This window comes from Geminicoccus roseus DSM 18922 (assembly GCF_000427665.1).
In the GTDB taxonomy this organism is placed as follows: Bacteria; Pseudomonadota; Alphaproteobacteria; order Geminicoccales; family Geminicoccaceae; genus Geminicoccus; species Geminicoccus roseus.
On the sequence record NZ_KE386572.1, the window covers coordinates 1,142,421 to 1,154,998 of the forward strand.

General features: G+C 69.7%; 10 protein-coding genes. 5 read left to right on the plus strand and 5 right to left on the minus strand.

The features are described 5' to 3' along the window. Nucleotides 1-145: 145 nt before the first annotated feature. Nucleotides 146-2,002, plus strand: a complete 1,857-nt coding sequence (locus GEMRO_RS0106460; RefSeq protein ID WP_027133351.1) for an ABC1 kinase family protein — start codon at nt 146-148, stop codon at nt 2,000-2,002. After that, nucleotides 1,999-3,129, plus strand: coding sequence for a hypothetical protein (locus GEMRO_RS0106465; protein WP_027133352.1), 1,131 nt, complete (start codon nt 1,999-2,001; stop codon nt 3,127-3,129). The genes GEMRO_RS0106460 and GEMRO_RS0106465 overlap by 4 nt, the downstream gene beginning before the upstream one ends. Here the strand turns inward: GEMRO_RS0106465 and GEMRO_RS28005 are convergent. From GEMRO_RS28005 to GEMRO_RS34600, 4 genes are all read right to left on the minus strand, one after another. After that, the gene (locus tag GEMRO_RS28005) at nt 3,121-6,201 is read right to left on the minus strand and encodes an efflux RND transporter permease subunit (protein ID WP_035484845.1); all 3,081 of its coding nucleotides are present in this window, start codon (nt 6,199-6,201) and stop codon (nt 3,121-3,123) included. The genes GEMRO_RS0106465 and GEMRO_RS28005 overlap by 9 nt on opposite strands. Continuing rightward, complete coding sequence (locus GEMRO_RS0106475) at nt 6,198-7,310, minus strand: efflux RND transporter periplasmic adaptor subunit (RefSeq protein WP_027133353.1); 1,113 nt, start codon at nt 7,308-7,310, stop codon at nt 6,198-6,200. Before GEMRO_RS0106475 ends, GEMRO_RS28005 begins: the two co-directional genes overlap by 4 nt. A gap of 84 nt (nt 7,311-7,394) precedes the next feature. After that, a complete protein-coding gene (locus GEMRO_RS34595) occupies nt 7,395-7,691 on the minus strand; it encodes a DUF6200 domain-containing protein (RefSeq protein ID WP_027133354.1) in 297 nt (98 codons plus the stop codon). A gap of 46 nt (nt 7,692-7,737) precedes the next feature. Further along, nucleotides 7,738-8,142 (minus strand): DUF6312 domain-containing protein, encoded by a 405-nt coding sequence (locus tag GEMRO_RS34600; RefSeq protein ID WP_027133355.1) that lies wholly within the window; start codon nt 8,140-8,142, stop codon nt 7,738-7,740. Between the two features lie 57 nt (nt 8,143-8,199). On the opposite strand from GEMRO_RS34600, the gene GEMRO_RS34605 reads away from it, so the two are divergent. Continuing rightward, entirely contained in the window at nt 8,200-8,973 is a 774-nt protein-coding gene (locus tag GEMRO_RS34605; protein WP_407645356.1) for a 4'-phosphopantetheinyl transferase family protein, read from the plus strand. On the opposite strand, the gene GEMRO_RS0106495 is transcribed toward GEMRO_RS34605, so the two are convergent. Further along, nucleotides 8,930-9,766 (minus strand): metallophosphoesterase family protein, encoded by an 837-nt coding sequence (locus tag GEMRO_RS0106495; protein ID WP_027133356.1) that lies wholly within the window; start codon nt 9,764-9,766, stop codon nt 8,930-8,932. The two genes, GEMRO_RS34605 and GEMRO_RS0106495, sit on opposite strands and share 44 nt — an antisense overlap. A gap of 49 nt (nt 9,767-9,815) precedes the next feature. Here GEMRO_RS0106495 and GEMRO_RS0106500 point away from each other — a divergent pair, with 49 nt between their 5' ends. Both GEMRO_RS0106500 and GEMRO_RS0106505 read left to right on the plus strand, forming a co-directional pair. Beyond that, nucleotides 9,816-11,030, plus strand: coding sequence for a cytochrome P450 (locus GEMRO_RS0106500; RefSeq protein WP_035484848.1), 1,215 nt, complete (start codon nt 9,816-9,818; stop codon nt 11,028-11,030). A gap of 80 nt (nt 11,031-11,110) precedes the next feature. Continuing rightward, nucleotides 11,111-12,511 carry a TolC family outer membrane protein gene (locus tag GEMRO_RS0106505; protein ID WP_084506613.1) on the plus strand — a complete coding sequence of 467 codons (1,401 nt, stop codon included), beginning with the start codon at nt 11,111-11,113 and terminating at the stop codon, nt 12,509-12,511. Nucleotides 12,512-12,578: the final 67 nt, after the last annotated feature.

Consider the following 12,578-nt stretch of genomic DNA (forward strand, 5'->3'; position numbering starts at 1 on the left):
GCTTTTCTTTCGCGCCGCCGTATATCTTTATCCTTAGCAGAACATGACCTAAAGGCTAGGCGCAACGCTTCCCGCGCGACGCTTTGGTCCTTTCCGGAACCGGGGCGGCTCGATCGGCTTCGCCAGCAGGGGATGATCCTTCGCCATGCCGCACCAGGCCGTTGCCCTCCGCCTTGTCTCGGCCGATCCGCCCTCCCTGGAGGACCAGGAAAGCGACTTCCGGCGGTTCAGCATCAACGAGGATTATGTCCCCACGCCGCTCCGCCCCCTCAAGGACCGGCGCAAGGTCGAGATCCAGCCGAGATCGAGCAAGGACAGTCTGCGCGGCCTGCGGGTCCTGGTGACGATCATCGGCTACTTCCTGCGGGCACGGCTCAACCGTTGGTTCAGGAAGGACTTCGAGGAGGCCAACGCCAAGGCGCTGCGGGCGATCTTCGAACATTTCGGCGGCCTGTGGGTGAAGCTCGGCCAGCTCCTGTCGCTGCGCACCGACATGTTCTCGGCGGCGATGTGCCGTGAACTGTCCCGCCTGCAGTTCGAGGCGGTCGGGTTTCCGGTGAAGGACGCGGTGGCTTCCATCGAGGCCGAGCTCGGCGGCCCCTTGATGCGGTTCTTCAGCCGGTTCGACATGGAGCCGTTCGCCGCGGCCTCGATCGCCCAGGTGCACCGCGCCGTGCTGCGGGAGACCCATGAGGTCGTGATCGTGAAGGTCCGGCGACCGGGGATCAAGCAGGCGTTCGAGGGCGACCTGAAGGCGCTGCAGCGGATGGTGCGCATCATCGGCTGGCTGCGCCTGGGCCCGCACATGCGCTGGGGCGATGCGGTGTGGGAACTCGAGCAGATGATGCGCGAGGAGCTCGACTATCGCTACGAGGCCGCCAACCTCGACCGGATGCGCAAGAGCCTGAAGGCGCACGGCGTCCACGTGCCGCGTCCCTACTTCCACCTCTCGACCGACGCCGTGATCGTGATGGAGTACGTGCCGGGCGTCCTGATGTCGGAATATATCGAGGTCGCCAGCCACGATCCCGAGCGGGCCGAGGCCTGGTGCGCGGCCAACGGGATCCGGCCGAAGAAGGTGGCGCAGCGGCTGTTCATCTCGGCGCTGCGCCAGCTGCTCGAGGACAACCTGTTCCACGCCGACCTGCACCCCGGCAACATCATGCTGCTGCGGAACAACCGGGTGGCCCTGATCGACATGGGCACGATCGGCACGATGGAGCGCGAGTTCCTCGAGCTTTACCTGATGAGCCTGCGGTCCCTGGCGCAGAAGGACTTCTCCCGCGCCGCGGACTACCTGCTGCGGCTCTGCCCGGACCTGCCGACCCTCAAGCTGACCTCGCTGCGCCGCGACCTGATCCGCTCCTACCGCAACTGGGAGGCGCGCACCCACCTGCGCAACGTCCCCTACCACGAGAAGGCGCTGAGCAGCGCCGGCTCGGATTCCGGCAAGATCCTCTACAAGTACAAGGTGCAGCCGACCTGGACCTTCATGCGGGTCAGCCGCACCTGGGCGACGCTGGACGCCTCCATGCAGTTCCTGATCCCCAACGCGAACTACATGAAGCTGTTCGACCGCTACTTCCAGAATGCCCGCTACCGCGCCCTGCGCGGCCAGGGACTGCGCCGGTCCCTGGAGAAGAGCGTCAGCCGGATGGTCGAGGCCGTGCACGAATACGACCTCCTGCTGCGCCCCCTCCTGCGCAACGAGACGCTGTCGCTGACCGGCTCGGTCAGCAAGCTCGCCAGCATGGGGGCGGTGATCCTGCGCGGCCTGGTCTATGCGTTCGGGTTCGGCCTGATCTTCGCGATGTTTGCCCACTTCAAGAACCAGCACGACATCTCGCTGGACGGGCTGAGCCGGGAATCCAACGAGATCCTCGATTTCATGGAAGGCATCACCTACGGGGAGTCGATCGTCTATGTCTGCGCCATCATCTGGATCCTCATCATCTGCAGGAAGCTGCTGAAACTGGCCGAGCAGCCGGACTATCGTTCTTGAGCCGCCGGCTCGGGCCCGAGGAGACCAAGTACTGGCTGCTCGGGCAGGCGCAGCCGTTCAACATCGTGCTGGCCGCGGGCATCGCGGGTTGGCGGCCGCCCGTGGCGCTGGCGCTGCCCGGGATCGAACTGGCCAGAGGGCTGCCGCGCTGGACGGCGGCCTCGCCGGAGGGGCGGATCGAGACGGCCACGGGGCCCTGGCCAGCCGTGGCGCAGGACCTGCTGCGCGCGCCCCTGCCGGCAGCGGGCGGAGGGGCCTGGCGCCTTGCCCTGGTGGATGACGGCATGGAAACCGTGCTGCTGCTGGCCCTGCCCCACGCCTTGGTTGATGCCCGGGGCGGCCTGGTCCTCCTGGAGCGGATCCTGGCCGGCGCGGCGATCCCGGCGCAGCCGCCGTCCTTCGAGGAACTGCTGGACGAGGCGGCCTATCCCGACCCGGCGCATCAGGACGAGGTGCTGGGCTGGTGGAGCCGGCGGGTCACCGAGCGGGTCCGGGCGCTCGACCTGGCGGCGATCGCCCGGCTGCTGCCGGCCACCGCACCGGCGCGCCTGACGCTTGCCACGCTGGACGGGCCGGCCTTCGGGCGCCTGCAGGAGCGCTGCCGGAACGAGGAAACCACCCTGCATGGCGCCGTCGTCGCCGCGCTGGTGCCGGAGGCCGGGGCCGGCCGGCTGGGCCATGCGGTCGACATGCGCCGGTTCCTGCCGGAGCCCCTGGCCGGCGAGACGTGGTTCGCCCTGTCCAGCCTCGTGACCCCTACCCCGGATGCCGCCGGTTACTGGGAGCGTGCGCGCCAGGCGCGCGCCCTGGTCTCGGCCGGCTTGGCCGCCGGGGAAGCCGGTGCTGCGCTGGCCGAGCTTCCGCGCACCCTTGCCGCCGAAACCCGGCGGTCGATGGCGCGGCCGCCTTTGACCGTCAGCAACGGCGGCCGGGCCACGTTGCCGTCGGGTCCGCACGGACAAGCCACCTGGTACATGGCGCTGGCAGGCGCCAATGCCGGGGGGCCGGTGCTTTCGGTGAGCGGGGCCGGGGAGCGGCTGATGCTGGCGAGCGTGGTGCCGGACGACCAGGCGGACCTGCCGGTCCAGGCGATCGCCCGGCGGCTGCACGAGGCCGCCTCAGCCTAGCCCCATCTTCTCCAGCCGCTCATGCGCCCCTTCGCTGATGTCGGCATGGGGACGGCGCACCTTGCGGGTCAGGAGGGTGTAGACCACCGGCACCACGAACAGCGACAGAAGGGTGCCGATCAGCAGGCCGCCGACCAGAACCAGGCCGATATTCATCCGGCTGGCGGCGCCGGCGCCTTGCGCGAACAGGAGCGGCACGCTGCCCAGCACCATCGCGAGCGTGGTCATCAGGATCGGCCGCAGGCGCAAGGCGGCCGATTCCATCACCGCCTCGCGCAACTCGATGCCGCGGTCGCGCAGCTGGTTGGCGAACTCGGTGATCAGGATGCCGTGCTTGGCGATCAGGCCGACCAGGGTGATGAAGCCGATGCCGCTGTAGACGTTGAGCGAGCCGCCGAACAGGGCCAGAGCCACGATGGCGCCGGCCACCGACAAAGGCACCACCAGCAGCACGATGCAGGGATCGCGGAAGCTCTCGAACTGGGCGGTCAGCGTCAGGAAGATGAACACGATCCCCAGCAGGAACACCGCCCCGTCCGCGGCATTGGCCTGCTTCAGCTGGCGGGACGCGCCGTTGTAGTCGATCTGCATGCCCGGCTCGAGCTCCGCCCGGGCCAGCTGGGTCAGCCGGTCCAGGGCCGAGCCGGTGCTGAAGCCGGGGCCGGCATCGGCGGAGATCTGCGCGGAGGCCAGCTGGTTGAAGCGCGGCAGGAAGCTGGCGCCGGCGCTGGTGGCGACGGTGACGAAGGTGTCGAGCGGCACCAGGCTGCCGTCGCTGGCGCGCACGCCGACCAGGCCGATGCTGTCCGGCCGCTCGGCATAGGCGCGGGCCAGCTCGAGCTGGATCTTGTAGAGCTGCCCGTTCCAGGAGAAGCGGTCGACGTCGTAGCCGCCGAACAGCATGCGCAGGGACCCGGCGATCGACTGGATGTCGGCGCCGCGATCGGCCGCCAGCGCCTCGTCGATGTCCAGGTCGATCTGCGGCAGGTCGAAGCGCAGGTCGACGCTGGCCGCGGCGATCGCCGGATCGTTCTCCGCCTTGGCCAGGATCCGGTCGGCGACCCTGGCCAGGGCCTGGTAGCCCATCGGCCCCTTGATCACGAGCTGGAGCGGCTGCGCCTGGGCGCCGCTCAGCGGGTCGGGCGGGATCAGCGTGGTCGCCAGGCCCGGGATCCTGGCGAGGTCGCCCCGGATCGAATCGCCGATCTCCTTGGCCGAGCGGGTCCGCTCCTCCCAGTCCTCCAGGAGCAGGAAGGCATAGCCCTGGTTGGTCGCGGGGATGCCCAGGATGATCAGCGAGCCGCTCTTTTCCGGCACGGTGTCGAACACCTTCTCCACCGCGGCGGCGTTCTGGACCAGATAGTCGGCGGTGGCGTTGGTGGGGGCATCGAGCTGGACCAGGAGATAGCCCTCGTCCTCGTTCGGCGCGAACTCGCCCTGCAGGCTCGCCGCGGCGAGCCCGCCCACGAGCAGCACGGTGATCGCCACGACCCCGATCGCCAGGCGCGAGCCGAGCAGGCCCCCCAGCAGGCTGCGGTAGTGGTGGACCAGCCGGTCGAACAGCCGGTCGACGGTGCGCGAATAGAGATTGCCGTGGGTGGGGCGCAGCAGGCGCGAGCACATCATCGGCGAGAGCGTGCGCGAGATCACCCCCGAGATCAGCACGGCGAAGGCCAGGGTCAGCCCGAACTCCCGGAACAGCGCGCCCAGCATGCCCGGCGCCAGGCCGATCGGCACGTAGAGCGCCGCCAGGGTGATGGTGGTGGCGACGATGGCGAACCCGATCTCGGCGCTGCCGACAAAGGCCGCGTCCACCGCCGACAGGCCCTCGTCGATGTGGCGCTGCACGTTCTCCACGTCGACGATCGCGTCGTCGACGACCAGGCCGATGGCCAGGATGAAGGCCAGGAGGGTGAAGGTGTTGAAGCTGAACCCGGCGAAATAGATGAACACCACCGTGGTCAGCAGCGAGAGCGGGATCGTGACCAGGGTGATCAGCGAGGAGCGCAGCGAGCCCAGGAAGGCGAACACCACCAGGATCACCAGGCCGATGGCGATCAGCAGCGTGTCGCGGACCTCGTCGAGCGAGGCGCTGATCGAGAGGGTGGTGTCGAACGCCACCCCCACATTGACCCCGCTGGGCAGCACGGCCTGGATCTGCGGGATGGTGTCGCGAACCGCCTGGGCGAGCACCAGGGAGTTGGCGGTCGACTGGCGCATGATCCCCAGCGCCACGGCCGACTTGCCGTCGATCCGCACCCGGGTGGCGCTGTTCTCGCCGGCGATCTGGACGTCGCCCACGTCGCGCAGCTGCACGACATGGCTGCCGCTGCGGCGGACCACGACATCGGCGACGCTCTCCACCGGATGGGTCTGACCGCCGATCTGAATGCTGGTGCGCCCGATCTCGCTGGTGATGTCGCCGGCCGGCACGTCGGCGTTGCGCTGCTGGATGGCGGCGGCGATGTCGCCGGCGGACACCTCCATGGCCTGGAGGTCGAGCGGGTCGACCGTCACCGCCATGACCGGGCGGCGGTCGCCGATCACCTGGATGCTGCCGACCCCCGGCACCGTGGAGAGCTGCGGCACCACCACCCGGGCGGCCAGGTCGCTGAGCTCGACGTCCGACATCCCTTCGCCGGACAGGGACAGATAGAGGACCGGGACGTTGTCCAGGCTCAGGCGCGAGATGATCGGCCGCTGCGCATCGGCGGGCAGCTGCCCCTGGATCTGGCTGATGCTGGACTGGATCAGGTTCGACGCCCGCACCGAATCGGTGCCGAACTGGAAGGTCACCTGGACCGAGCTCAGGCCGGCCTCGCTGCGCGAGATCACGGTGTCCACGTCGCCCACGGTGGCGACCGCCTGCTCGATCGGCACGGTGATGCGGCTGGCGATCTGGTCCGGCGCGCCGCCCGGCAGGGCCGTGACGATCTGGATCATCGGGATGTCGAAGCGCGGCAGGTCGCGGATCTCGATCCGGGTCAGCGCGAACAGGCCGAGGATCGCCGGGATCAGGCTCACGACGATGGTGAGGGCCGGCCGGCGGATCCAGACCGCCGAGAGGTTCATGAACCGGCCGCCGGCTGCGGCTGCACGGCATCGCCGTCGCGCAGTCGGAACTGCCCGGAGGTCACCACCTGGTCACCTGCCTCCAGTCCATGGGTGATCTCCACCCCGGCTGCCGCCGTGGTGCCGGTCTGGACCTGGACGAGATGCGCCTTGCCGTCGGCCACCCGGTACACCGAGGCACCGGTGAGCTGCTGCATCAGCGCCTCCTCCGGCACCACCAGGGTGCTGCGCCGGGCCCCGGTGGCGAGACGCAGGCTGCCGAACAGGCCGGGCCGGAGCTGCTTCTCCGGGTCCTTCAGGCTGGTGCGCACGGCGAAGGTGCGGGTCGAGGGGTCGATCACCGCGGAGATGAAGATCACGTCGCCGTCGAAGGTCTGGCCGGAGGCATTGCTCTGGAAGGTGACCGACGCCCCCTGTCTCACCTGCTCGAGCAGGCGCTCGGGCACCTGGATGTCGGCGGCCAGATCGTCGGGATCGACCAGGTCGACCATGGCCGTGCCGGGCGTCACGTACTGGCCGAGCGCCACCTGGTGGCGCTCCAGCCGCCCGGCGAACGGCGCCCGGATGGTCAGCAGATCGAGATTGAGCTGCTTGAGCTGCAGGTCGACTTCGGATTCGGCGAGATCGGCCTGGGTGGCGCCGAGCGACACCTGGGCCAGGAAGCCCTCGCTCTGCAGGGTGCTGTCGCGCTGCACCTTGGCGCGGTTGAGATCGACCCGCTCCTGCGCCAGGGCGAGCTCGGCCTGCGCGGTGCGGTCGTCCAGGCGGTAAAGGGGCTGGCCGGCGGTCACCTCGGCGCCCTCCAGCACCAGGATGTCGGTGATGTGGCCGCTGGTGTAGGGCGAGATCGTGATGCGGCGCAGCGCCGTCACGCTGGCGGCGAAGGTCAGCTGGTCCTGGATCTCGGCATGGTCCACCGCCGCAAGCGTCACCGCCACCGGCGGCGGGGCCGCCGCCACCGCGGCGACCTTCCTGCCGAACGGATCGAACCGGTAGAAGGCGGCGCCGGCAATCCCGGCGCAGGCCACGAGAACGATGAGCCATGCCACCCGCGACAGCCGCCGCGGGCGCTCGCCAGCGGCCCTGTCCATCGGCACATCGGCCATCATCTCTCGATCCGCACGTTCGAAAAACCAGAGCCGACGGGTCGGCCGGGCGCCGCCCCGGCCCCGGCATCAATCAGTCGCGGTCAATCAGTCGTCGTCGTCATCGTCATCGTCGTCATCGTCGCCGAACAGCCCGCCCAGGCTGGGCTCCTGCCGGACCACGATGATCACGCGCTGGGTCGCCGCCTCGATGACGCCCTGCTCCTCGAGATCGGCCAGGGTGTCCTCGACCTTCTCCATGAGGCGGCCCTCGCCGCGGCGCAGCTTCCTCACGCGCCGGCGGCTGTGCTCGCCCATGTCGATCACGACCATCTCGCTGCTGGTCGGCTCCGGGGGCGAGATGTCCTTCGCCTCGACCTTCTCGACGACGTTGCTGTCTGCCATCGAATCTTCTCCTGGTGCTGACTTGCCGCGGCGCGAGCGGCGGGGCTCAGTCACGGCCGCGGATGATGTAGCGGGGCTTGGACTTGCGGATCGATCGGCGCACGTTGTCCGACAGGTCCTTGATCCAGCCGTCGCGCTTCTTGCTGTTGGAGCGCTCGTGGCGGCCGAGATAGTCGTTGAGCAGGCGCGCCTCGAACTTGATCGCCCGCCGCAGCACCCGTTCGATCGGCTTGAGCATCGCCGACTGCTTCTTGCGCCGCCGCTCGCCCTCGCTCTCGTAGCGCTCGCGACCCACCAGACGACCATGCTGGTCGCGATGGAGCACGGTGACGCGAATGCCCTCGTCGTCGTCGTAGCGGGAATCCCGGTCGGCATCGTAGACCCGGCGCCGAGGGTGATCTCCTCCAAGCACCACTACGCGCCGAACATCCCTGTCGAGCTTGATCGCCATGGTCTCGTGGCACCCCCTGCGATTAAGGCTTCAGCACACCTCAGGCTAAGACGTATCATGGGCCACGGTTGCGTGAAACCTGTAATTTCCGCCAAGATCGTCGCGAATGTAGTGTTCTGCGATGTCGACTTGCTCGACAGGAACAGCGCCGACAGACTACCGATCTTCCTGGAAGCGGCCGAACAAAAGCGAAATGAACGCTTCTTGGTTGAAAAAGCGCGCCGCCTTCATGCCGCCGCTCATGTTCTCGCGCGTCTGGTGCTGGCCGACCATCTGCAACTGCCGCCAGAGCGCCTGCACTTCGCCCGCACGGCAACGGGCAAGCCGTTCCTGGCCGATCCGCCGGCGCCTGTAGCCGTCAGCCTCGCCCATAGCGGCAGCCTCGCCCTGTGCGCGTTCGCCCCGGTCGAGGCGCTGGGGATCGACGTGGAGCCGCTGGACCGGCGCGAGTTCACCCCGTCGCTGCTCCACGACCTGCTGGCGCCGGTGGAGCGCGCGCGGCTGGTGGGGCTCGAGGGCACGGTTCTGCAGGAGGCGCTGGTGGCGCTTTGGACCGGCAAGGAAGCGGTCGCCAAGGCCCATGGCGGCGGCCTGTCCCTGCCCCTGGAGCGCCTGATCGTGCCGCCGGGCGACGGCGCCGTCGACATGGGCGGAATCGAAGGGGCGGCGCCGGCGGTCTGGCGGCTGCACCGCCTGCGTCCCGACCCGCGCTACCGGGCTGCCCTGGCCCTGGCGCTGGCGCCCGAGGCGTTGCTGGAGATCCGCTGCACCGACGCCACCAATCGGCTCAAGGAGCTTCCGGCTCGGCCACCAGCGGCAGGATCTGCCTGACATAGGCGGCCATCCCGCGCTCGGGCTGCCACTGCCTCGGATAGCCCAGCGAGACCTCTTCGAAGCGGATTCCGTCCAGCCAGCGCCGGCCGCGGACATGGAGATGGCCATAGACGCAGGCGATTGCCCCGAAGCGCTCGGGCCAGTGCCGGGTCGCGGTGGTGCCGCACCAGGGCGCGAAGCGGGGCACGCGCGGGATGCGCACGAGATCCTCGCGCAGCGGCCAGTGGCTCACCAGGATGCTGGGCAGGCCCGGCTCCAGCGCCGCCAGCCGGGCCTCGGTCCGCGCCAGGCGGTCCCGGCACCAGGCGACGCGGTTGGGGTGCGGGTCCGGATGCAGCAGCACCTCGTCGACCGGGTGGATGTTGGTTTCGCCGGCCCAGGCGATCACCTCGGCGGGCGCCAGGCCGGGGGGAGCGAAGCTGTAATCGTAGAGCGTGAAGATCGGCACGATCCGCACCGGCCCCCCTTCCCCGTGCCAGATCGGCCACGGGTCCTCCGGGGTGAGCACGTCCTGGGCGCGGGCGAGGTCGACCAGGCCCTGGTAGCGCGCCTCGCCGCGCAGCTCGCCCTCGATCCCAGGCAGGGACCAGAGCTCGTGGTTGCCGGGCACCCAGATCACCTTGGCGAAGCGCCGGCGCAGGGCGGCCAGGCCGTCGCCGATGCGCTGGAAGCTCTCGGCGACGTCGCCGGCGACGATCAGCCAGTCCTCGGGATAGTCTCCGAGCTCAGCCAGGGCGTCGCGGTTGGTGGGGCTGCCCAGATGCAGGTCGCTGATCGCGAGCAGTCGCATGAGGATCCATCGGTTGCGGGAAGGGGCGGGTGCTGATTGACTGCCCGCCATGCCGGTCACGCTATTCCATCCGCTCGCCGCCGAGAACCGGGCGGATCCCTATCCGACCTATGCGCGACTGCGCGAGACCGCGCCGGTGGCCTGGTCCTCGGCGCCGGTGCCGGGCTTCTGGGGCTTCTGGTTCGTCAGCCGCCATGCCGACGTGTCGGCCGGACTGAAGGACAACCGGTTCGGCCGGGAGATCGCCAGGCTCCTGCCGCCGGAAGCCCTGCCGCCGGTGCCGGCCCATGAGCGGCCGCTGATGGCGATGATCTCGCACTGGATGCTGTTCAAGGACCCGCCCGACCATGGCCGGCTGCGCCGGCTGGCGGCACCGGTGTTCGCGCCGCGCGCGGTGGCCGGCCAGCGCCCGGCCATCGAGCGGCTGGCGGCGCGGATGGTCGATCAGCTGCCGGCCGGGACCGTGGTCGACATGGTGGGCGAGTTCGCCTACCCGCTGGCGATCGACGTGGTCAGCGACCTGCTGGGCGTCCCGGAAGGCGACCGGCCGCTGATCCGCGACTGGGTGCGGGCGATCACCGCCGCCCTGGACGTGATCCGTACCGAGGAAAGCATCCGCATTGGCGCGGAACGGGCGGTGGAGCTGTCCGCCTATTTCGCCGACCTGGTGGAGATGCACCGCCGCCAGCCGCGCGGCGACCTGCTCGACCTGCTGATCGAGGCCCGCGACCAGGACGGACGGCTGAGCGAGGAGGAACTGCTCTCGGCCTGCATCCTGTTCCTGTTCGCCGGGCACGAGGCCTCGGCGCAGCTGGTGGCGAACGGGCTGCTGGCGCTGTCGGAGGCGCCCGAGGCCCATGCCCGACTGCGGGCCGGCCAGGTGGAGATGCCGCTCGCGGTGGCCGAGCTGCTGCGCTTCACCAGCCCGCAGCAGATCGCGTTCCGCTATGCGCTGGAGGATGCCGAACTGGGCGGCACCATGATCCGCAAGGGCCAGACCGTGGGGTTCGGCCTGGGCGCCGCCAACCGCGACCCCCGGGTCTTCCCCGATCCGGACCGGCTCGATTTCGGCCGGGAAGCCGCGCGCCAGCTCGCCTTCGGCGCCGGCATCCACAGCTGCATCGGCGCGCCGCTGGCCCGGATCGAGGCGGAAGCCACGTTCGCCCTGCTGGCGCGCCGCCTGCCGCGGCTGGACGTGGCGGCGCTGGAGCGGCAGGACGGGGTGATCGTCCGCGGGCTGGCACGGCTCGATCTGCGGCTCTGATCGTCCCGTTTTCACTGGAACTGTGTCGCCCGGCTGGTCTCCACCTGGGAAATGACCGGCTTGGGAGCGGTGGAAGGATCATGAACAAGCGACGGGCGACCCCGCCTTTGCTTCTCCTTGGCCTTTTCCTCCTGCCGTCGACTATGGCGACAGCCGACACGCTCAGGGACGCGCTGGTCGAGGCCTATCTACATAATCCGGACTTGGCGGCGGAGCGGGCGGCGCTGCGGGCGACCGACACCCGGGTCGCCCAGGCCCGGGCCGGCTACTACCCCAACCTCACCGCGACCCTCCAGGGGCAGGTGACGCGCGGCAAGCAGAGCAGCGCCTTCGACTTCCCTTCCGCGCCCGGCTTCGACTTTTCCGAGTACGAGCGGATCCTGGAAACCCAGGACGCCGATTCGACCTTCGCCACCCTGGCGCTCAAGCAGAACCTCTATGCCGGCGGCGCCACCCAGGCGCGGCTGGAAGGAGCGGAGCGGCGGGTCCGGGCCGGTCAGGCCAACCTCGTCTCGGTCGAGCAGAACGTGCTGGCGAGCGCAGCCAGAGCCTATGTCGCCGTCTGGCGGGACCGGAGGCTGACCACCGAATCGGCCGCCAACCACGACCGGCTCACTCGCCAGCTCAAGGCCACGCAGCGCCGGTTCGAGCTGGGGGCGGTGGCGGAGACCGATGTCGTCCAGGCCAAGGCCCGGCTGGCGCGGGCCGGCGCCGATCAGGACCAGGCGCGGGCCGACCTTGCGGAATCGGAAGCGACCTACGAGCAGGTGGTCGGGCCGCTTCCGCAGACCTTCTCCGACCCGGAGCCGCTCACCGACCTGCCGGGCGACCTGGAACAGGCCTATGCGCTGGCGCAGAGCAATCCGGACATCCGCCGCGCCAGCCTGAACGTCGACGCCGCCAGGTCGGATGTCGACGTCGCGTTCGCCGGCCTGCTGCCGAGCGTCGACCTGGTCGGCCAGCTCAACTACGCGGACGACCCGAACCCGGCCTTCTACGACCAGCAGAGCGCGCAGGTCGGCGTGACCCTGACGGTGCCCTTGTTCCAGGGCGGCCTCGTCTCGGCGCAGGTCCGCGAATCCAACCAGACGGTCCGGCAGCTGCAGAGCCAGCAGGAGAGCGCCGCCTACCAGGTCCGCCGCGACGTGCGCACCTACTGGACCCTGATCGAGGCGGCGAAGTCTGCGGTACAGGCATTCGACCTGGAGGCCCAGTCCAGCGCGCTGGCGCTGCGCGGGGTCGAGCGGGAGGCGAACCTGGGCCTGCGCACCGTCCAGGACGTGCTGGATGCCCAGCACGACCTGTTCCAGGCACGCTCCAACCTGGTGCGGGCGCGGGCGAGCGCCGTCAACGCCAGCTACCAGCTCAAGGCCGCGATCGGCCAGTTGACCGTGGCCAGCCTGACCCTGCCGGTGCAGCCCTACAACCCGGAGATCAACTACGAGATGGAGCGGGTGCGCCTGTTCGGCCTGGCCGATTGAGCCGGATGCTCCGGACCCGCCGAAGGTAAGAATCTGCTGTAGAAAATATTGTACAAACGAACAGGCC

Bases quoted from the DNA above. Each gene is read 5' to 3' on its own strand.
- GEMRO_RS0106460 (WP_027133351.1), top strand. From the start codon at position 146: ATGCCGCACCAGGCCGTTGCCCTCCGCCTTGTCTCGGCCGATCCGCCC.
- GEMRO_RS28005 (WP_035484845.1), bottom strand. From the start codon at position 6,201: ATGAACCTCTCGGCGGTCTGGATCCGCCGGCCGGCCCTCACCATCGTC.
- GEMRO_RS0106475 (WP_027133353.1), bottom strand. From the start codon at position 7,310: ATGATGGCCGATGTGCCGATGGACAGGGCCGCTGGCGAGCGCCCGCGG.
- GEMRO_RS34595 (WP_027133354.1), bottom strand. From the start codon at position 7,691: ATGGCAGACAGCAACGTCGTCGAGAAGGTCGAGGCGAAGGACATCTCG.
- GEMRO_RS34600 (WP_027133355.1), bottom strand. From the start codon at position 8,142: ATGGCGATCAAGCTCGACAGGGATGTTCGGCGCGTAGTGGTGCTTGGA.
- GEMRO_RS34605 (WP_407645356.1), top strand. From the start codon at position 8,200: ATGGGCCACGGTTGCGTGAAACCTGTAATTTCCGCCAAGATCGTCGCG.
- GEMRO_RS0106495 (WP_027133356.1), bottom strand. From the start codon at position 9,766: ATGCGACTGCTCGCGATCAGCGACCTGCATCTGGGCAGCCCCACCAAC.
- GEMRO_RS0106500 (WP_035484848.1), top strand. From the start codon at position 9,816: ATGCCGGTCACGCTATTCCATCCGCTCGCCGCCGAGAACCGGGCGGAT.
- GEMRO_RS0106505 (WP_084506613.1), top strand. From the start codon at position 11,111: ATGAACAAGCGACGGGCGACCCCGCCTTTGCTTCTCCTTGGCCTTTTC.